Genomic DNA, 19,125 nt, shown 5'->3' with positions numbered 1-19,125 from the left:
TAGCACTCCCTTTAAGAAAGATAGTATTTCTTATTTTTTAGGTTAACCTTTAATCATTTGGCCCCCGTCGACCGGGATCGTTACACCCGTAATATAAGCGGATTGCTCGGACGCCAGGAATACGGCGATACCGGCAACATCCTCAGGCACCCCGATTCGGGCGAGCGGAATCGACTGAATCGTCTTCTCACGAATCACGGGGTCTTGCAATCGGTCACGGTTAAAATCCGTCTCAATCGCACCCGGCGCGATGCAATTCACTCGAATCCGATATTCAGCAAGCTCTACCGCCATAGCTCGGGTAAACGCCTCAATGCCTCCCTTTGCAGCAATATAGCTGCTATCACAGGCATAACCTCGCCGGGCTCGAACCGAGGAAACATTGATGATACTTCCGCCACCTCCACTGCTCATATACTTTACTGCTTCCTTAGTGCACAGATAGTGCCCTGTTAAATTCACAGCTATGGTGCGCTCCCAAGATACTTCGCTCATATGCATCAGCGGCAATCGTTCCGTCATTCCGGCACAATTGACGAGAATATCCACTCTTGCGCAGCGTTCTCCGATTTGCCCGAAGCAATGCCGGACTTGATCGGCTTCGGATATGTCCCCCTTCAGCTCTACAATCCGTTCTTCTTTTCCCGAAACGTGGGAACACGGAATATACTGCGGCGGCTCACTGTCATTATGGATAACGGCAACTTGTGCCCCACTCGCCGCAAAGGCAGCAGTAATGGCTCTTCCTATTCCTCGTGTCCCACCGGTGACAACCGCAACTTTCCCACTCAACTCCAATCGTTTCCCCTCCTTTGGTATTCATTGTAAGAGATGCCTATACAAGAATGAATGCAGGATATTATAATATTTTATATACATTTTTGCAGAGGGGTGTCCTTCATGTGGGACAAGACGGAATCTCATAAAATTGTGCATTACTACTGGGGAGAGTCGAAAACACAGTTTATTCGGGAGTCGGATACCTATGCACACTGGGTGATACTGGCTGCTGAAGAAGGGACATTTCACTATGCGATCGGGGATGAGCAAGGAGAAGTAGGGTTCGGCCAAATTGTCTTATGTCCACCTGGACAGACGCTGCACCGGAAGGTGAACTCTTCAATGTTTTCATTTCATTTTATCGAATTTAAATGGTCTGAACAGGAGCTGCCCCCATCTGTAAAAACGAAAGCAATACCTTCCGGCGCTGTTGCCATCACGGATGAACAAAGACTCCTCTCGAATTTTCAATATTTAAAACAGGCATCTACGGATAAAGATTTAACGGCTCATTATGTGGTTGATCTGCTTCTTCTTTGTCTGAATTCCGTTCGATCGGTAGAGGAGGTCCAGAAGCCAATTGATATTACCATTCGAAAAGTTGCAGCCTATATCGAAGAAAATGCCTCTAAACCTATGAAAATGGAAGATATTGCACGAGAACACGGGCTAAGTCCCTCACAATTTACGCGAAGATTTCAAGACGCCTATCAGAAAGGACCACAGCAATACCTCATCTCAGTCCGGGTCCACAACATTAAAGAAATGCTGATTCATACGGATTACACCATCGATACTATAGCTCAATTGAACGGTTTTCAGAACGGCTTTTACATGTCCAAAGTGTTTACCCAGCAAACGAACCTGAATCCCTCCAAGTTTAGAAAAACCCACAGGGTGTAGGGGGCACATACCCGTTTGGCGCTATGGAAATGAGGGTGCAAATACGATTAAACAAAGAACTACTGGTGAAATCACCAGTAGCTCTACTGTTCACATGCGTTGGATCAGCCATGGTCTAATCCTCGCTAAACTACTCAACTCATCTTGCTTTAGTTCCCGGCAACAAAATTCACTTTATACGTCCGGGTTGCCGCATTCTCCGACGTCACCACCAGTTCGGTAGTGCCAGGGACAGCCACAGCTGGTTTCACTAGTATTAGTGTGCGTTCTGCAGGTGCTGTAGAAACCGCATGTATCGTTGGAACGGCATCTCCGGCAGCTACAGGCACCGTATATTCCAGTTGCTCCGCGTTAAACCCTTGCTGCTCGACATTATTTACCTTAATGCTTTGCAAAGACATATCCGTAGTCAACCATTGTCCGTAGACTTCAATCTCGGTAATAGCCATGGGTTGATTGCCTGCATTCTTCACCCTTATATACCGGGCTGGCGATTCTCTGAACGTATACGGCTCCAGACCCGATGTTGTCCCTGTGCTGGTTGTTCCGTATACTTTACGCCAATTATTACCGATCACGGATACTTCTATATCGAACGTGTTCGAGCGCGTACTTCCTTGCTCCCAAGCGATTTTTAAGCCATCCACATTGCGTATCTCTCCCAAGTCAAGCTTGATCCATTGATTCTTCTCCGTCCCTACCCAGGAAGTGAGCGGATTGTTGTCAATGACATTGCCTGGACCAACCCCATAAACGCTTCCGTACACGCTTGCGGTAACGTTGCTTGCATCCAGCTTGATTCCGGAGATCGGCTTTAAAGGCTCAAATACGAGCTGCACCGTATACGTCGTTTGGGTACCGTTATGAGCGGTTACTTGGACGTTCGCCGCTCCCGGAACTGCCGTTGTATTCGTAATTTTCAATGCAGCCTGTTTGTCGGTTGCTCTCGCCGTAACACCCGGTACTGTCGTTTCGCCATAGGGCATGCGAGGTACTTGAACAACGTATTGATTCTGGTTAGGGGAAAACCCTTGAACCGTACTCCCCCCACAGCTAACTGCTGCAAAGTGGAGTCCCCGCTCAGCTCACTATCGATGATAACGATCTCCTGAGTACCGCCACTGCCTAGCTTCGTCTTGAAGGTTTGGCTATGGCCTTGATAATTCACTTTGACTTCATAATCCCCCAAAAATCCTCGTATTGAAAATTTACCTTGAGCATCTGTGGAGCCTGCTTCGTTCGTCCACCATTGATCAAACACCAGATCTTTCCACACTTGACCACTTGGCTTCAAGCTCCAGTCTTTGCGATAGATAGGCGCATTGCTTCTCCAATTGGCCGAATCCCAAAATCCCCAAATCAGGAAGCCTTTCATCGCCGGATGACTGAACGCAGCGGTCATATAATCCCGCATGAAATCGGCCTGCAAGTTCTCGTCGGCCGTTGCATGGTCAAATTCTGTAATTTCCAGATTGTCGGCATAGGTTGCATACTTGTCAAACATGCTCAAGTATCGATTCATGCTGCCCGGATACTGGCCAAAATGAGATTGCAAGCCGATGCCATCAATCGACACTCCATGGTTCTGCATGTCATCCAGCACTTTAATAAACCTGTTGATATTATCCGGGTTTCCTCCTTCAACGCCAGTTTCATTCAAATACATATTAGCGCCGCTGCTGCCTTCGATTTGACGAACTTGATTATACCATTGAGCGCTCTCAGACATTCCGAACGAATCGGTTAATAAATGGTTATCTTTCGGTTCGTTCACCACATCCCAATCGACGAACTGGCCTTTGAAAAAATCAGCTTCTTCATTCACATAATCGCGAACTCTATTGCGATACAGTACCGGGTAATATTTCAGCTCATTCGCCGTGACGGGCATTAACGTTTCCTTTTGCCAAACGAGCGTATGACCGCGTACTCGAAGTCCTCGTTCATTCAACCAGTTGACCACTTTAGAACCATTCGAACGATTGGCAGTATCCCAAGTGGTCATCTTCAACTCATTTTCAGGAACGGCGCTGTTAAACAATTCCGTCACCGCTTGCCTATATTTGTCACTATCTGCATTCGTTCCGAGCAATCTCGTAGCGGTAACAGCCGTCCCCCACATAAACTCATGATTCAGCATCTTAACTTCGACAGACGCGTTCTGCACATTTTGTCCGTCTTTATCTTGCACTTGAACGGTCAAATCGGCCTTACGAATTTGTTCGATCCGCTGTAGAGCATCCTGACGCCATTGGGCGTTCTCTTCTCTGCCTTCGTAGCCCTCATAACCAATCCCGGTTTTCGGCAGATCGCTTACCTGCAACGTTTTTTGATAATTGATAAGCTGAAGTCCCCCGATTTCAATAACCTGTGGTGGAAAACCGATGCGCAGAAGCATTTGAGATCCTCCTTCGGGATGGTCCATATACGATACGAAAGGGATCTCTACTTTCTTCCAATCGGTCCCGATATATACTCCGGTCGTTGTGGATTTTTCGTAGGATACTTTATTTTCAAAGGCTACCTCTGTCCTGGCCACATCCGATCCGCTGGGGAGCTCTATGGCTCGTACGTAGAAGCTGGCGAATAATACATCATCCTTAGCGACTGCCGGTGCAATATTAATTCTCAATTGGGCTAGATGACTTCCCTGCGGGTCTACTGACGTTCTGGCCCGGATCGCTTGGCTAAACGGTTGACCTTCGACAGGAACCATCTGCATACTTGCATAGCTAGGCCCGATCAAATTCATCTTGGTGAGAGCATCATCTGGCAGTAAAGAAATACCCGATGAATCTGCGAAATATTCCTTTGGATAACACAGCGTTACCGATAATGCAATTAGCAGGCATAACACGAACATGAACAGGTTTCGGAAGCTTTTTCGTTGTATCATTTTCATAACGCCCTCCTTATATTGAAGCGCTTTCAATTATGCGAGATTAGTATATAATGGGAGAAAAGATATTAACATATAAGGAATTCATTTATTTTATATAATTTTTTGCAACTTGGTAAAACCACTCCCCAGAAGGATATATTATCCGGGTGCTAGAAATAGAATATAGAAGCTTACATATTTACTCGTTGTCCAATTTTATTTGGGAAAGGGAGTCCATTCATGACACAAGAGCAAAATTACAAAAACCATGCAAGATTTCATCCGCTATTCCACTTTATCGGCATGCCTTTAGCGCTTATTACATTTATCGGTACGGTTGTTTATTTGTTTGCATCGTTCTCCTGGATTTCCGTGCTGGCGGTCATCGGCTCCATCTGCTTGATGGTTTCCATTGTCCTCGTGCGGACATACGCGACAAAGCTCCAGGACCGCATCATCCGCGGCGAAGAGAACTTCCGTCATTATCTGCTTACTGGAGAGCCGTTAAATCCTCGTCTTACTACTGGACAAATTGTAGCGCTTCGTTTTGCAAGCGACGATCAGTTCCCCAGCCTTTGCCAAAAAACTGCAGCTGAAAGCTTGAAGCCCGACGATATTAAGAAGACCATTAAAAAATGGAGACCCGATTCTCTGCGGGTGTAGCTCGATCCTACATTCCATAAGCCGGATCACCTCATGCATTTTGGAAGCTTGCGCTAATACGCAAACATCCCATGCCCGCCCTTCGGCGTGCATGGGATGTTTTTTTGATGCTTATCTCACGATTAACGATTTGCCGCCTCCATCTCTACAATAGCATCTACCGCATTAATGGGGTGCAGCTGTCCTTTAAACGCAAACGAACTTTTCCCTGTTTCCTCGGATACGACAAGCACTAAAGCATCTGTTAGCTCTGTCAATCCTATTGCCGCACGGTGCCGAGTGCCCAGCTTTTTATCCTCTACTGTCGCATGGGATACGGGTAAGACATTCGCAGCCGATACAATCCGATCAGACCGAACGAGCACAGCTCCGTCATGGAGCGGACTTCCCGGGTAAAACACCGATTCCAGCAGCGAGCTGGTCAAGGTCGCTTCCAACGGGATACCTGAGTGTACGAACGAACCCAGCTCATCCTCCCTTTCCACCACAATCAGCGCCCCATGTCTGCGTTCAGACAGATGCTGAATACTAATGGACAAGTCCAAATAATTGTTCGTAAATGAAGACAAATAGCATTGCAAATAAAAGGAGGCCGCTATCGACTCCACTTTATTAAACGCTTCCTGTATTTCATCGAATTGGCTCAGCAAACAATGGTTCTCGTTATTAATATCTTCCAAGCTGCGTTGGATTTTATCCGCGATATGATGTAAATGCAGCTCAAGCTGTTCTTTCATAGGGGATACATCACAATTAATTTGCAGCATTCAAACCACCTCAATACTCCATATTGAACTCTTAGAAATCCTTGCTAAATGCTCAACCATAATATGCGCATTCTTCCATCCAAGTATTACATGAACCTTTTCTTAGTCATTTACCTATTGACAGTTTCAAAATCATGGTTTATTTTAATATTGACTGATCTGATCAATCTACATTTTTATTCACTATATTTTTTTGTTCGAATATTGACTGACCTAATCAATCTAAAATGGAGAAATCCCAAATTCAAAGGAGAGATGAACATGAATGGCATTCAACAAAAAGGCAAAGTTGTTATCATCGGAGGAAGTATTGCGGGCTTGCTGACCGCTAGAGTCGTTTCCGATTATTACGAAGAAGTTCTCATCGTAGACAAAGATCATTTTCCTAAACAGCCTCAAGAACGTAACTGTACACCGCAAGCCTATCATCCCCATCGTTTCACAAATCGCGGCAAGACCATAACAGCACGTCTCTTTCCTGGTTATGAAGAGGATTTATTGGCACAAGGCTCCCCCTCATCGCTGAATAAGACCATCCACAATATGAATCAATACGGAAGCATGGTTGGAAAATATCCAAGGAATGATATCAAGTTCAGCAGAGCCGTGTTGGAGTGGGTACTTCGCGAACGTGTGAAACAGATTGCTAATGTTCGTTTCCTCCCGGATCATGATGTGCTCCAACTGGTGACAACATCAGACCGCACCGCAGTTACTGGGGTTCAAGTCCGGGATCGCGGACAACTGGGTGAGGAAACAACATTATTTGCCGATATGGTGTTTGATACAAGCGGCCGTGCTTCCAAACTATCTGTATGGTTAGAACAGATGGGTTATCATGTCCCCGCTCCGGACTTTCTGAAGGTCGATATCGGCTACAGTACACGCCGTTACAAACTACCTACCAAGCTAGCACATATAGGGGAGGAATGGGATGCCATAGTTATGGCAGGCCAACCTGCCGCTGGAACTTTCTCTGGCTGTTTTTCCTTTATTGAAAATAATATAGCGGAAATGCTGCTTTACCGACCGGGTGGACATTTTCCTCCTACAGATGAAGAGCAATTCGAACAAGCGATTAGAGGGCTCTCTAGCCCAATCATCTCCGACATCTTACAGCAGCTTGAGCCGCTGGGTCCTCCAAGAGGTTTCCGTGTGCCGAAGCTGTACCGTCATCATTATGAAAGAATGCAGCAATGGCCTGGCGGCTTGTTGGTGTTAGGAGATGCATTCTGCATCTACGATCCTATTTTCGGTCAAGGTATGACCGTCGCTGCTATCGAAGCGGAGGCGTTGGAAAACTGTCTGCGGCAGCAGTGGGATGACCCTCAACCCCATTTTGAACAGAGAGTGCTTCAAACCATACAGGGTGTCATTGAACCTGCCTGGTGGCTGAATTGCTCTAATGATTTGCAATGGGAAGGTGTTGAATACATCAGTGCGGAGCCGTTGAAAGGAATAACGTTTGGTCAAAAATATATGGACCTGTATCTTCAGTTAGCGACAACAACACAAAACTGGGAGCAGTACGGATTGTATTGGGCGGTCAATACGTTATCCGTTTCACCAACAGAAATTATGAAACCCGAAATAGTAAAGACCGTGCTTAGTGCTTCGGAAGAAGGCAAGCAGCTGCTCGATGAGCTAAACCAGCTCTACGGCAATTCCCTAGAACAAGCCTTGGATCAGCTCCTTCCACATTTTACTCAAGCTACCTTTGTACAGCACTCATCACATCCAGCGCAAACCAATAAATAATCGTCTTAAAAGATGGCGGCAAAAATGATATACTCATCTCATACACATCAACTTATCCATGTAACTAGCCCAATTCAGGCAAAGGAATGAATGACAATTGGCGCCTTTAAACGATGAACAATTACATCAAATTCGCGATGAACGTAAAGATCAAATCATAGCGGCCGCCCTTAAGGTCTTTGCACGAAGGGGCATCATAGGAACCAAAATGAGTATGATCGCAGCCGAAGCCGGTATTAGCCACGGTTTACTGTATCATTACTTCAAATCGAAGGAAGAACTATTTAATACGCTTGTTCAAGGGGCCATGATAGAATCACAAGCTGCAATGCGCAGTCTTTACGATCTTCCAGGCTCTGCGATCGATAAAATTAGAGCTTTGACGGAAGAAATTCTGGATGATAGTGGCGCACCCTACTTCATGCTGATTCATCAGGCTCGTACATCAGATGGCGTTCCCGATAAAGCACGGCAGCTGGTTGAACAATACTCTATGAAGACTTTTGTCGATCAGCTGCTTCCGTTATTTATAGAGGGGCAGCAGGCAGGAGATATTGCCGCAGGTAATCTGGAGAATTTGATTTCCTCCTATTTATCGGTCCTCTCGGGTCTCATGGTCTTGAACGCCCAAGAGGGCTCTAGCTACACAAAGCCTGAGATTGACGTTTTACTCCGGATAGTTACCGGTCGCTAAGATGCTTCCCCGCTCAGTTCATAGCAAGGAAAAGATCGCCTTCCATGGGAGGGCGATCTTTCTTTTCCACTTTAGCTTTCTGTTTAAAGCCATCGTTCCTTCCAGCCATATCACAAGTCTCTCCCTAATAATCATTAGTCTCTGTCTGCCTTGCCATGACCATTCCACTACTTCTTGTTCACTAATCCCTGTTTCTGCTGTCTCCACCTATTGTCAATCAATAGCTTACCTGGTGCTACACAGTCAAAGTATTTTATTCCTTAGTATCAGTGCATCACGCATCAAGTTAAAAAAAGCCGATTGATAGTTACTTTGGATTCCATGATTATGAAGGTGTTGCATCACCACGCAGGAGTTTTTGCACACACTTGCATGATGATGCAGCTTCATACAACAGCTCTGACGTGCATGAAGAACGTGGAGAGAGTTGTTGGATGCATGACTCTAACATAGAAAGGAGACGAAAGAACACACTCCGTAATACCCATTCATGCTTTATCCAAAATAAGGAGGAATGAATCTATTTATGAAAAAGTCCATCCGCAATTCACTTTTAGCTACTTGCTTGGCTGTTGTTGTATCCTCATTCTCTTTTGGCGCTGCATCTGCTGCACCTAACTACAGTCTGGTCGGATATGCCAATGTCAATGGAACAACTACAGGAGGAGCCGGCGGTACAACAGTAACAGTAACCAACCTGACTGATTTCAAAACGTATGCATCTTCTAGCAGCAAATATATTATTAAAGTTAACGGCAACTTCAGCCTGTCTGGACAAGTGGATGTGAAGTCCAACAAAACGATTCTGGGCGTAGGCTCCAACTCCGGCTTCACAGGGGGCGGCTTGCGCGTCAAAGGCAGCAGCAACGTTATCATTAAAAACTTAAAAATCGCTAAGGCTGTAGGTACAGATGCCATCAGCATTGATAGCTCCGATCATATCTGGATCGATCATAACGACCTCTCCAGCGATTTAACTCATGACAAGGACTACTACGATGGCCTGCTCGACATTAGCCACGGCTCTGACTATGTGACGGTATCCTGGAACAAGTTCCACGACCACTACAAAGGTTCCTTAGTCGGTCACAGCGACAACAACAGCTCCGAAGATACCGGCCACCTGAAAGTGACCTACCATCATAATTCCTTCGTCAATGTCAATTCACGTATTCCAAGCTTACGCTTCGGAACCGGCCACGTATACAACAACTACATCAAAAACGCTTCAACCGGCGCTCACTCCCGCATGAATGCTCAAATGCTTGTTGAGAGCAACTACTTCGACACTGTATCCACACCTATTCAAAATAATGTAGACAGCAGCACCGACGGCTACATTAACGAGAAAAAATAATGTGTACGTAAACAGCGGAGCCAACAAAATTTCACGCACAGGTTCTTTCACGTCCGCTCCTTATTCTTACTCGGTAGATAGCGCGTCCAGCATCCCGACAACAGTCACCCAATATGCAGGCACCGGAATTGTAACCAACTAATGAACTGATTAAAGTAGAGTAAAAAAGTAACAAAAAAACCGTCCGAGGACGGTTCGTATCCCCTTCAGGCTATCAATAAGAATATCGACACTTGCATTGTCCTTGAAGGGGATATTTTTCATGATTTGGAATTAAAAAAACGTCTATTCAACCAGCTTGCCTTTCCAAGCAGCCACTCCGCCCTGTAAATGTGATACATCATGCAACCCGTTTTTAAGCAATACTCGCGCCGCCTGCTTGCTTCTCATCCCGCTTCGGCAGTACAAATATACACTTTTATCGCGAGGGATTTCCCCCCATCTTCTGCTCAACTGGGATAAAGGAATATTCACAGCACCGGGAATATATCCTTGCTTGACCTCCCCAGGCTCACGCACGTCAACCAACAGCGCACTCGGATTGTCCTTCAGCTCCTGCTGAAACAGGTCAGTAGTCAATGTTTTCAATCCTCTGACACCGGCAAAACGTGAGTAGAGGAACCATAGCAAAAATGCAACGGCAATGATTTTTATAATAAGCTGTACATCCATGACTTAACCTCTTTTCCGCTATTTTTAACGGCTTTTGACCAAGAGCTCCACCGCTTGCTTGACGACTTTGCTGGAATCTCTGCCCGCTTCTTTTTCCTCAATGATACATTGCTCCAAATTCACAGCCACAATGTAGGCTATGGCTTTATCCGCGGCGCTTCGGACGGCTGAAATTTGACTCACGACATCCTTGCAGTCCTGCTCCTCTTCCATCATCTTCAATATGCCGCGTATTTGGCCTTCCATTCGCTTTAATCTTTTTTTCACATCATCATCATATTTCATGGACATGTGGATTCATCCTTTCCATTATACCGGTATAGGTATATTATCTCCGATAGGTTGTTCGAATACAATACGTGTTGGGCTGTTATATTGAGATACCACACATTGGCAGTTAAGGAAGCATCGGAGAAGACGCCCGTAATACGACTCCTGCGTTTTTTCAGAAAAGGCAAAAAAGGCGCACCTCCTGCATCCTTAATGGTACGCATCGGCTCCGCCCTGCTCATATCGTTTATTTTATATCGTGATCGATGCTTGAATGCTTTGTCTGTATTGAAAGGGACTGATGCCTTCCGCTTGGCGAAAAGCTCGGCTCAATTGGCTTTGTTCCTCGTACCCTACTTTCTCTGCAATTTCCTTGATCGAGTATGAGGAGTCCATCAGCAGCGTTTTGGCTGTTTGAATCCGTACCTGTCTGACATACTCCATGGGTGGCATGCCGAGACTTTGCAGAAACAAATGGCTTAAATAGCCGGGACTTAAGTACACATGATCAGCCAAATCCTGCAAGCATAACGGACTGCCGATATGATGCTGAACAAACTGGCACACCTTCATGACTCTCTCTTCAAACCGAAGCGGTTCAACAGGCAGCTGCTCTCGCATGACGGACAGAAAGTACTGAAGCCATTGATAGAGCCAGCCCTGCATACCTAAAAATTGCATGGAAATATCCGTCCGTATAAGATGCGTATGCGGAGCATCGATCTCAGAACGAGGCTTGTCCTCCTTGATTAGCTCCCCTAACTGCTCGAAAGCTTCCAAAGCCGTTTCCCAGACAGAAACAAGCTTGCTTAGACCTGTGGAAGACGCTAAATGAGTTATGAAGGGAAGGTCATATACCGTAACAAGATCCAAATTTCCAATCTTCAAATCCCCGCACAGCGATATATAACGAATAGGCCGCTCCTCCTCCTGCTGCGGAAGCAAGCTGAATAATGTATTAGGAGGAAATATTACGATATCCCCCGTGGATACCTGATGCTTTTTCCCTTGTATTATCAGCTCCAGCTTTCCCTCAAGAACAAGCCAGAACAGTGTATACGGAAGCTTCAACTGTGAAATGGAATAGGTGGTGGACTTAGCCATATCGCGAATCCAACGGACCCGGAATTTTAAATAATCGATATAAAACTGCTCGTCTTTTAACGTAAACATTCCGTTCAACCTCCTAAGCAAGCTTAGAGTGAAACAGATCTATTATAACGTAAGAGACGAGCCTTGAGTATGAAATACGGTATTAGGACAAGCTTTCAGCTTCATTCATCCATGTGAGCTCCTGCTCCCACTTCACTCCGCCTGCATTGGATTGAAATGCACCTGGTGTGCTTCGGCCATTCCGTACGTAGGCTATGAGCAGTTGAGTCAGCTCCTCTACCACTTCCGGATAATGTTCCTGCACATTCTCCCTCTCTCCGATGTCTCGGGTCAAGTCATACAATTGAATGGGTGACGCTCCCTCAGGCTCTTGGCCTGGTCTTGGGCTGCTCCAGCCCCCTGATCCAGGGCACAGCTCCAGCTTCCAGCTGCCTTTACGAATGGAGAACGAGCCATTAATAGAATGATGAACAAGGGCCTCTCTCAGCGGTTCAGCAAGTTCACGACCCTGCCATACAGCTAGATTACTCACGCTGTCTTCACCGGCCTCATCAGGTAGAGTCACTCCTACCAGCTCAGCAACCGTCGCCAACAAATCAACCAAGCATACGGGCTCATCCGACACGGAACCTGCTTTAATGCTTTGCGGCCATTTGACCAATAACGGAACGCGGTGCCCGCCTTCGTAAATATCCGCTTTTTGACCTCGGAATACGTAGCTTGGATTATGCCCTAATTGTGCCAGCTCTTCATAGTTAGCCTTTGGCGAGCATCCATTGTCGCTTGTAAAAATAACAATCGTATTGTCGTTTAACCCGCATTCCTCCAGCTTGCTGACAATTTGCCCGACGACATCATCGCACATCAAGACGAAGTCCCCGTACAGGTTCGTTCCTGATTTCCCCAGAAATTCAGCTGCAGGCAGAATCGGAGTATGAGGTGCCGGCAGCGGGAAATAAATGAAGAATGGTTCGTTACGCGAGCCCTCAATGATCTCTAACACTTTCTCCGTACATTTCGGCAGCACCTCTTCATGATGAAAATCCGCACCTGTCGGACCTTTTCGCCAAAAGCCCATTTCTTCGTCCCCGACCGTAATCCGATCCGGAAGAGAAGTTACCCGATCATTCTCAATATAGACATAAGGGGCCATATCCAGTGAAGCGCTAATTCCGTAATAGTAATCGAAGCCATGCGAGGTTGGTCCATTTGTAATAGGCTTTGTAAAGTCTACATCCGCAGGATCTTCACCCTGCTTCACCCATTCGAGACCCAAATGCCATTTGCCGACGCATGCCGTTCGGTACCCTGCCTGCTTCAATAGAGAAGCCGTAGTCATTCTGCCTTCCTCGATGAGAGGACGCGAATACCCGTTCATCACTCCACTCTTCAACTGGGATCGCCAATTGTATCTGCCTGTCAAAATACTGTATCTCGACGGCGTGCATACCGCTGAACTGGAATGACCGTCTGTAAACCTCATCCCTGCTTCGGCCATTTGGTCCAAATGCGTAGTATGAATTTTCGAATCCGGATTTAAGCTGCTTACGTCCCCGTAACCCATATCATCCGCCAAGATGTAGATAATATTAGGCTGTTGATTCTCTTTGCTTTGTGACTGTGGCATTAACCGTTTCCTCCCTCGGCCTGTTACTAAAGTGTTCTTCCCTGCATCATAGCATGAGGCCTGCCTCTCTCCCATGGCTTAGACTTCTCTTTTTTTGACAAATCTTACGATGCAAAGTCCGGCTCACACATTTCCCTCCATGCAAAAAAGCGTACATTGCCTAAGGCAACATACGCTTTTTCTCCCTCTTGATGAAATTCGTCCGTTCTTCTCGTTGGCATGTATAACTCAAGCTTAATTTTTCATGCCTGAGCTTGATGAAGCGCATTGCCTGCCTTTGAAATCCGAATGGCCATCATAGCTGCGAACAAACAGACGAAGCCTGCCGCGACAAAAGAAATGGTGTAGCTGCCGAACCATTCTCTCATCGCTCCCGCACTATAAGCAGCTACTGAAGCACCAACCTGATGTGCTACAACAACCCATCCGAAGATCATACCGGATTTCTCCTTGCCGAATTCTTTGGTAGCGAGCTTCACGGTTGGCGGCACAGTGGCAATCCAGTCCAGACCATAAAAGATTGAAAAGATGAGAAGCATGTTAGGACCTGCATTGAGCGCATAAGGCAAGAACAGGAGCGACAGTCCGCGAAGACCGTAATACCAGAACAGCAGCTTCCGGCTATCGAACCGATCTGAGAGCCAACCCGACAGTGTCGTCCCTACAAGATCGAACAGGCCCATCAAGGCTAGCAATCCGGCCGCCATAACTTCGGGAATCCCGTAATCTCCACAGGCTGAGATCAGATGGGTACCAATCAAACCGTTCGTGGAAAATCCGCAGAAGAAGAATGTTCCAGCGAGCAGCCAAAAGGTCATATTCGTCATTGCAGAACGCAGCGCCGACAGTGGAGTGAGAAATAAGTTTCCTTTGAACGGAACTGGCTGAACAACCTCCTCCGTACCATAAGGGGCTGCCCCTATATCATAAGGATGGTTTCGCATCCAGATCGCAACGGCGATCAGTACGATCACTATAGCTCCGACAGACGTATAGACGGCATATCTCCAGCCGGCCTCGACCATAATTTTTGCCAGCATAGGCAGGAACAGCAGTTGACCCGTAGCGGCACTGGCTGTAAGCAATCCGACGACAAGGCCTTTACGTTTCACAAACCATTGGTTACTAACCGTAACCCCAAGCACATTCGCCATCATTCCTGTTGCGAGACCTGAGACAACACCCCACAGTATTTCATACTGCCAATAAGCCGTCATGAGTGGTGTTACAGCCATGCTGGCTGCCAATACCGTCAAGGAGATGACCAGCACTCTCCGAATTCCATACTTTTGCAGTACAGCAGCAGAGAAAGGGCCCATCAAGCCGTATAAAAAGATACCTATGGAGATAACACCGGAAATACTGCCCCGATTCCAACCGAACTCCTTTTCAAAAGGAACTATAAGAATGCTGGACATCGAACGAACACCAGCAGATACGAGCAGCGTTACGAAAGTAACGAGGATGACCACCCATCCATAATGAAAACGTGGAGATTTTAGCTTGTTCTCCATGAGGAGTTTTTCACTTCCTTCTAGTATTTTGGTTGTACATACAATAATATTTCAAAAAATTAATCCTTCTCCAATTGCTCACTTGAAAGTTCAATATTGGCAGATAGCTGTTTGGCTGCCTCTGGGCCTAGGATCGCTTCATACCGGGCATGAAGATTTTTCGATGCTTGCCGAATGGTACCCTCTAATGCAATTCCTTTATCCGTAGGGTATACCAAGACGGTCTTACCATGGCCCTTCCGCTCCACCAGTTGCTTGCCTTCCAGCTTATCTATAAACCTAGTTAACGTAGACGGTGTAATGGACAGCTTCTCGGACAATTCCTTTTGGGTAATGCCTGGGATTCCATTAACAAGACGAATCAAATAACCGTACATAGGGGTTAATCCCGTAGGCGCGAATTCTTCCTCGGCCATTTTGGTAATGGCGCGGCTCAATCGATTAGCGGTGAAAAATAAGCAATTGTGCAGAAAGCCCTCATCCATTATGGACATCCCCTTCAGTTCAATTTTGTATGTACAACAAATATAAAAGGGATGGTGTTGATTGTCAACCATTTCTTTTTCGCAAAGCCCTTAGACTGTTGAGAAACCTATGAAACTTGAAATATTGCTAGTATATTTCAGTGGGGTATGCCTCTCCAGCCGCTGTTGAAACCCGTGAATTAGATTAGAATCAGCGGTATTTTCACGGATTTCAAAGGCGGACGTAAACTCCTCCGAGGCATACCCCACTTACCTATATAGCATATTTCACGAAAACAGGTTTCTCAAAAGACTCAGGGGCTTGCACCCCCTGTCCCTTCGCTAAATAATAGACAGCAGCTCCGACAGCGACTTTATCGTCCTATACGGCTCAGCAGTCGCAGTGAGGGGAACGCCCGCTCCTTTGTGGTCGATCCAGATTCCTTTAATGCCAAGGCGCTGAGGCGCGGCGACCTCCCACTCGAAGTTATCTCCGACCATCCAAGTATCTTCCGCGGTGACTCCCAGTTGTTCCAGCGCGTGTAAATAGATTCGATCGTCCGGCTTACCGATGCCGAACTCGCCCTCGACGAGAACACAATCAAACAGCGGGGCCAGCTCGAAACAGCGAATTTTATCCCATTGAGGTTCCGTATTCCCATTGGTTAACAGGGCAAGCTTTATCCCCTTAATTCGCAATTGTTTAATCGTATCGATAGAATCCGGGAACAGCTTAACGCACTTATCACGTTCTATTCCATATGTATAAGCAATCTGATTCGCTAAGGAATGATCTTCCATCTTCAACTTCTGCATAGCCATGCCTACGATTTTCTGCCTGGCTTTATACAGATCAAGCCTGCCAACGCGGTGACGTTCAGGGTCGCTCCAATACCACTTTGCCGACTCTTTAATACCTGCAAGCAGTTCAATAGGATCGCAGCTAAGCACATGGCCAAATGATCTCCGCCAGCACGAATCCGTATCCACTCCATGATCGAAAGATAGAATCGTGTCGTCCATATCCAATAAAATGGCTTTTGGCATCTTGTTCCTCCTTGGTAAATAGGCATCGGATATCTCCATTATACTTTAAAATTCCCAACTAAACCCTGAAGATCCTCAGCCATTCTGGACAAGGAAGATGCGGATGCCGCAATTTCCTCCATGGAGGCCAATTGCTCTTCTGTTGAGGCAGCGACATTTTGCGTCTGAGAAGCTACCGTTTTCGATCCGAGTGCAATATTACCGATAGAATGCACTACTTGCTCCGTGCTTGCAGATATTTGTTGCGAAGCTGCAGATATCTCCTGAACCTGATCCGAAACCTCATCTATGTTCTGCTTGATTTCCTCGAATAATTTCCCTGCCGTATGGACGACCTGCATCCCTTCATTGACCTCTTTTACTCCAAGCTCCGTCGTCTCAACTACGTGTTGTGTGCTCTGTTTAATCGTAGCTACTAGCTGTGCAATCTGTCCAGCGGATTGAGAGGATTGTTCGGCCAGCTTCCTTACCTCAGACGCAACTACAGCGAACCCACGTCCCTGCTCTCCTGCTCTGGCCGCTTCTATTGCCGCATTAAGCGATAACAAATTGGTTTGTGCAGCGATATCCGAGATAACCTCCACGATATGTTCGATTTCTTCTGAATGCTCTTCCATTTCAGTTACGGCATTGGCCAAATGGTTCATTGTACCATGTATCGAATCCATCTGACGGACAGTTAATAGAATAGATTGGTTGCCTTCCATAGCTTTCTGAGCCGCATCCTTCGAGAGAGAAGATGTCATATGGGCGCTTGAAGCAATTTGTTGTATTCCTGATGACACTTCGTTCATAGCCTGAACGCTCTCGTTTACAACTTGGGATTGCAGCTCTGCGTTGGCAGTTACTTGTTGGATAGTCAAAGTAATGGTTTCGGATGTTTGGCTCGATTGGTCCGCATTGGCGGTTAACTCTTCTGAAGACGAAGCTACGTGCTCAGAACTAAGACTGATTTGCCGCACCAAGCTGCGCAAATTTTCGGTCATTTGGTTAAAGGATTGTGCCATCACGCCAATCTCATCTTTATTTTTCACTTGAATAGCACCCGTAGTTAAGTCCCCGGATGCAATTCTCTCTGCAGCCCTCGCTATAGCTATAATAGGCTTGGATATTATCCGCGAACACCAATACCCTATCAACAATGCTGCAATAAAGGCAATAATACTAAGCGCAGCAACATTCGCATTAGCGGTATCGACAAGCTCTGAATTTCTTTTGCTTGCTTCATCCATCGAACTAAGCTGAAAGTTGGCTAGCTTGGCTGCCATGGGATCAAGCTGCTTTCCTAGTGGCAATACTTCGCTAGTAAAATAATTTATTACTTTATCAGACGGCTGCTTGTCTTGAATCATTTGGAGCAACTGCTCATATTTCTGTTTAAATTCCCGGTTCTTTTTATCTAAGTCCATTAATCCGTCTTTTAATTCCCCGATTTGCGATAATTGATGCGTATCTTCGATTAAACTAGCTGCCTTACCGTAAGAAGCTTTTAAATCATTAACAAACTCTGCTTCTTTGGTAATGATGTATCCGCGCAAAATATTATTTTCTTGAGAAATTTCATTTTGGATTTCTAATATATTGGCTAAAATTACGGCTCGTCTTTCTATTAAATCCGTATCAGCAATATCAATTTTTTTAAGATAATATGCGGAGATTGCTCCTGTGGCTGCTAATAGAAGAGCAATAATCATAAATGAGCCAATCAACTTTTTCCCAATCGTCATTTTCCCTACAAGCCTGTTTGCCATTGTTGAATTCATGTTGAGCACCTCATTAGTGTATTTGTTCTGTTCAGAAACAGACCACAAAATCCCCCTATTCCGCAAGAAAAGGGGGCAACTAAATAGAAGCCTCTGGTCGGCAGCTGGCTGGCACCATGTAGCCTCATACATGTAAGCCCCTGTAGCTTTGCGTCTCCACTTTTCAATGGGTTTGCTCTATCGGAGTCAAAATAGGTCTTTTTTCCTATTGAATTAGGTATTGACAAAAATACTAATCATTATATTATACATATATTGTCGAATAAACAAGATGTTTCACTATTTTCCTCTATTACAACAAAAAAACCACAACATGAGGATTACTCACATTGCGGTCTTGGCTTATTTCATCCATTTTATCTCTGTCTGGACCGGTCATTTTTGTGCTTCACTTTTACCGTAAACATGCTCAACACCAAGGTTAATATCACATAGGTCCAGAACCCGTGAATTTCAAATCCATATAAATATTTATCAAGAAGCCATAGTTTGATGGGCGTCAATATGATCGAGGCTAGAATTAATGCCGGTGTCGTCAAGCAGCCGATTCCTACTGTAATCAGCAATACGGAAAGAACCATTGCAAGACTGAACAGAAAGCTAATAACAAACATGAGGATGGAAGCAATAATTAAGGTTTTCGTATCTTTAATGGTTATGTATTGGTGAAAGTATTCATTTCCAATCCAAAATACGAGAGCGGTAACTAATAAATTCAGAATGTTCCTCATTATGGTAATCCTCCTTTTAAACTCCATTTTCTAATCATACGGAATGTAAGGTCCATGTACCATCTGCTCTAAAATTCATATGATAGTTATTCAAGAACATGTCTCCTTTCTACCCTATCCA

The 19,125-nt window shown here is 45.7% G+C and carries 18 protein-coding genes and 1 riboswitch; of the genes, 5 read left to right on the top strand and 13 right to left on the bottom strand.

Going from position 1 to position 19,125, the window contains the following annotated elements:
* Positions 1–42 precede the first annotated feature (42 nt).
* Complete coding sequence (locus tag QMA13_RS05175) at positions 43–798, bottom strand: SDR family NAD(P)-dependent oxidoreductase (protein WP_282939960.1); 756 nt, start codon at positions 796–798, stop codon at positions 43–45.
* A 102-nt stretch (positions 799–900) separates the two neighbouring features.
* Between QMA13_RS05175 and QMA13_RS05170 the strand changes: the two genes are divergently transcribed.
* Entirely contained in the window at positions 901–1,683 is a 783-nt protein-coding gene (locus QMA13_RS05170) for an AraC family transcriptional regulator (protein ID WP_282939958.1), read from the top strand.
* 149 nt (positions 1,684–1,832) lie between these two features.
* Here QMA13_RS05170 and QMA13_RS05165 read toward each other — a convergent pair whose 3' ends face one another.
* Positions 1,833–2,669 carry a discoidin domain-containing protein gene (locus tag QMA13_RS05165; RefSeq protein WP_282939956.1) on the bottom strand — a complete coding sequence of 279 codons (837 nt, stop codon included), beginning with the start codon at positions 2,667–2,669 and terminating at the stop codon, positions 1,833–1,835.
* On the bottom strand, positions 2,603–4,585 hold the full coding sequence (locus tag QMA13_RS05160) for an endo-1,4-beta-xylanase (RefSeq protein ID WP_282939955.1): 1,983 nt from the start codon (positions 4,583–4,585) through the stop codon (positions 2,603–2,605). Before QMA13_RS05160 ends, QMA13_RS05165 begins: the two co-directional genes overlap by 67 nt.
* Before the next feature lie 219 nt (positions 4,586–4,804).
* Between QMA13_RS05160 and QMA13_RS05155 the strand changes: the two genes are divergently transcribed.
* The gene (locus tag QMA13_RS05155) at positions 4,805–5,227 is read left to right on the top strand and encodes a DUF6526 family protein (RefSeq protein WP_282939953.1); all 423 of its coding nucleotides are present in this window, start codon (positions 4,805–4,807) and stop codon (positions 5,225–5,227) included.
* A 122-nt stretch (positions 5,228–5,349) separates the two neighbouring features.
* Here the strand turns inward: QMA13_RS05155 and cdaS are convergent, their stop codons facing one another.
* Positions 5,350–5,994 (bottom strand): sporulation-specific diadenylate cyclase CdaS, encoded by a 645-nt coding sequence (gene cdaS / locus QMA13_RS05150; RefSeq protein WP_282939951.1) that lies wholly within the window; start codon positions 5,992–5,994, stop codon positions 5,350–5,352.
* Between the two features lie 261 nt (positions 5,995–6,255).
* On the opposite strand from cdaS, the gene QMA13_RS05145 reads away from it, so the two are divergent.
* From QMA13_RS05145 to QMA13_RS05135, 3 genes are all read left to right on the top strand, one after another.
* Complete coding sequence (locus QMA13_RS05145; RefSeq protein WP_282939949.1) at positions 6,256–7,752, top strand: NAD(P)/FAD-dependent oxidoreductase; 1,497 nt, start codon at positions 6,256–6,258, stop codon at positions 7,750–7,752.
* 97 nt (positions 7,753–7,849) lie between these two features.
* Positions 7,850–8,446, top strand: coding sequence for a TetR/AcrR family transcriptional regulator (locus tag QMA13_RS05140; protein WP_282939947.1), 597 nt, complete (start codon positions 7,850–7,852; stop codon positions 8,444–8,446).
* A 526-nt stretch (positions 8,447–8,972) separates the two neighbouring features.
* Positions 8,973–9,803, top strand: a complete 831-nt coding sequence (locus tag QMA13_RS05135; RefSeq protein ID WP_282939946.1) for a pectate lyase family protein — start codon at positions 8,973–8,975, stop codon at positions 9,801–9,803.
* Between the two features lie 285 nt (positions 9,804–10,088).
* Here QMA13_RS05135 and QMA13_RS05130 read toward each other — a convergent pair whose 3' ends face one another.
* From QMA13_RS05130 to QMA13_RS05090, 9 genes are all read right to left on the bottom strand, one after another.
* Complete coding sequence (locus QMA13_RS05130; protein WP_282939944.1) at positions 10,089–10,475, bottom strand: rhodanese-like domain-containing protein; 387 nt, start codon at positions 10,473–10,475, stop codon at positions 10,089–10,091.
* A gap of 24 nt (positions 10,476–10,499) precedes the next feature.
* Complete coding sequence (locus QMA13_RS05125; protein WP_028548923.1) at positions 10,500–10,766, bottom strand: metal-sensitive transcriptional regulator; 267 nt, start codon at positions 10,764–10,766, stop codon at positions 10,500–10,502.
* A 231-nt stretch (positions 10,767–10,997) separates the two neighbouring features.
* Complete coding sequence (locus QMA13_RS05120) at positions 10,998–11,918, bottom strand: AraC family transcriptional regulator (RefSeq protein WP_282939941.1); 921 nt, start codon at positions 11,916–11,918, stop codon at positions 10,998–11,000.
* 82 nt (positions 11,919–12,000) lie between these two features.
* Positions 12,001–13,485: a sulfatase family protein gene (locus tag QMA13_RS05115; RefSeq protein ID WP_282939940.1), complete on the bottom strand. Its 1,485-nt coding sequence runs from the start codon at positions 13,483–13,485 to the stop codon at positions 12,001–12,003.
* Positions 13,486–13,727: 242 nt separating this feature from the next.
* Positions 13,728–14,999, bottom strand: a complete 1,272-nt coding sequence (locus QMA13_RS05110) for an MFS transporter (protein ID WP_282939938.1) — start codon at positions 14,997–14,999, stop codon at positions 13,728–13,730.
* Between the two features lie 59 nt (positions 15,000–15,058).
* Positions 15,059–15,484: a MarR family winged helix-turn-helix transcriptional regulator gene (locus QMA13_RS05105; protein WP_282939936.1), complete on the bottom strand. Its 426-nt coding sequence runs from the start codon at positions 15,482–15,484 to the stop codon at positions 15,059–15,061.
* A gap of 321 nt (positions 15,485–15,805) precedes the next feature.
* Entirely contained in the window at positions 15,806–16,510 is a 705-nt protein-coding gene (locus QMA13_RS05100) for an HAD family hydrolase (protein WP_282939935.1), read from the bottom strand.
* A 38-nt stretch (positions 16,511–16,548) separates the two neighbouring features.
* On the bottom strand, positions 16,549–18,273 hold the full coding sequence (locus QMA13_RS05095) for a methyl-accepting chemotaxis protein (protein WP_282939933.1): 1,725 nt from the start codon (positions 18,271–18,273) through the stop codon (positions 16,549–16,551).
* 96 nt (positions 18,274–18,369) lie between these two features.
* Positions 18,370–18,460, bottom strand: a riboswitch (cyclic di-GMP riboswitch).
* Positions 18,461–18,629: 169 nt separating this feature from the next.
* Positions 18,630–19,004 (bottom strand): phage holin family protein, encoded by a 375-nt coding sequence (locus tag QMA13_RS05090; RefSeq protein ID WP_282939932.1) that lies wholly within the window; start codon positions 19,002–19,004, stop codon positions 18,630–18,632.
* Positions 19,005–19,125: the final 121 nt, after the last annotated feature.

Source organism: Paenibacillus sp. RC67 (assembly GCF_030020805.1).
Taxonomy (GTDB): Bacteria; Bacillota; Bacilli; order Paenibacillales; family NBRC-103111; genus Paenibacillus_S.
Note: the sequence above shows the minus strand (reverse complement) of the source record. Positions and strands in the feature narration are given on the sequence as shown.

Excerpts from the sequence above, each read along its gene's own strand:
- QMA13_RS05170 (WP_282939958.1), top strand. The coding sequence starts at position 901 with ATGTGGGACAAGACGGAATCTCATAAAATTGTGCATTACTACTGGGGA.
- QMA13_RS05165 (WP_282939956.1), bottom strand. The coding sequence starts at position 2,669 with ATGCCCTATGGCGAAACGACAGTACCGGGTGTTACGGCGAGAGCAACC.
- QMA13_RS05160 (WP_282939955.1), bottom strand. The coding sequence starts at position 4,585 with ATGAAAATGATACAACGAAAAAGCTTCCGAAACCTGTTCATGTTCGTG.
- QMA13_RS05155 (WP_282939953.1), top strand. The coding sequence starts at position 4,805 with ATGACACAAGAGCAAAATTACAAAAACCATGCAAGATTTCATCCGCTA.
- cdaS (WP_282939951.1), bottom strand. The coding sequence starts at position 5,994 with ATGCTGCAAATTAATTGTGATGTATCCCCTATGAAAGAACAGCTTGAG.
- QMA13_RS05145 (WP_282939949.1), top strand. The coding sequence starts at position 6,256 with ATGAATGGCATTCAACAAAAAGGCAAAGTTGTTATCATCGGAGGAAGT.
- QMA13_RS05135 (WP_282939946.1), top strand. The coding sequence starts at position 8,973 with ATGAAAAAGTCCATCCGCAATTCACTTTTAGCTACTTGCTTGGCTGTT.
- QMA13_RS05130 (WP_282939944.1), bottom strand. The coding sequence starts at position 10,475 with ATGGATGTACAGCTTATTATAAAAATCATTGCCGTTGCATTTTTGCTA.
- QMA13_RS05125 (WP_028548923.1), bottom strand. The coding sequence starts at position 10,766 with ATGTCCATGAAATATGATGATGATGTGAAAAAAAGATTAAAGCGAATG.
- QMA13_RS05120 (WP_282939941.1), bottom strand. The coding sequence starts at position 11,918 with ATGTTTACGTTAAAAGACGAGCAGTTTTATATCGATTATTTAAAATTC.
- QMA13_RS05115 (WP_282939940.1), bottom strand. The coding sequence starts at position 13,485 with ATGCCACAGTCACAAAGCAAAGAGAATCAACAGCCTAATATTATCTAC.
- QMA13_RS05110 (WP_282939938.1), bottom strand. The coding sequence starts at position 14,999 with ATGGAGAACAAGCTAAAATCTCCACGTTTTCATTATGGATGGGTGGTC.
- QMA13_RS05105 (WP_282939936.1), bottom strand. The coding sequence starts at position 15,484 with ATGGATGAGGGCTTTCTGCACAATTGCTTATTTTTCACCGCTAATCGA.
- QMA13_RS05100 (WP_282939935.1), bottom strand. The coding sequence starts at position 16,510 with ATGCCAAAAGCCATTTTATTGGATATGGACGACACGATTCTATCTTTC.
- QMA13_RS05095 (WP_282939933.1), bottom strand. The coding sequence starts at position 18,273 with ATGAATTCAACAATGGCAAACAGGCTTGTAGGGAAAATGACGATTGGG.
- QMA13_RS05090 (WP_282939932.1), bottom strand. The coding sequence starts at position 19,004 with ATGAGGAACATTCTGAATTTATTAGTTACCGCTCTCGTATTTTGGATT.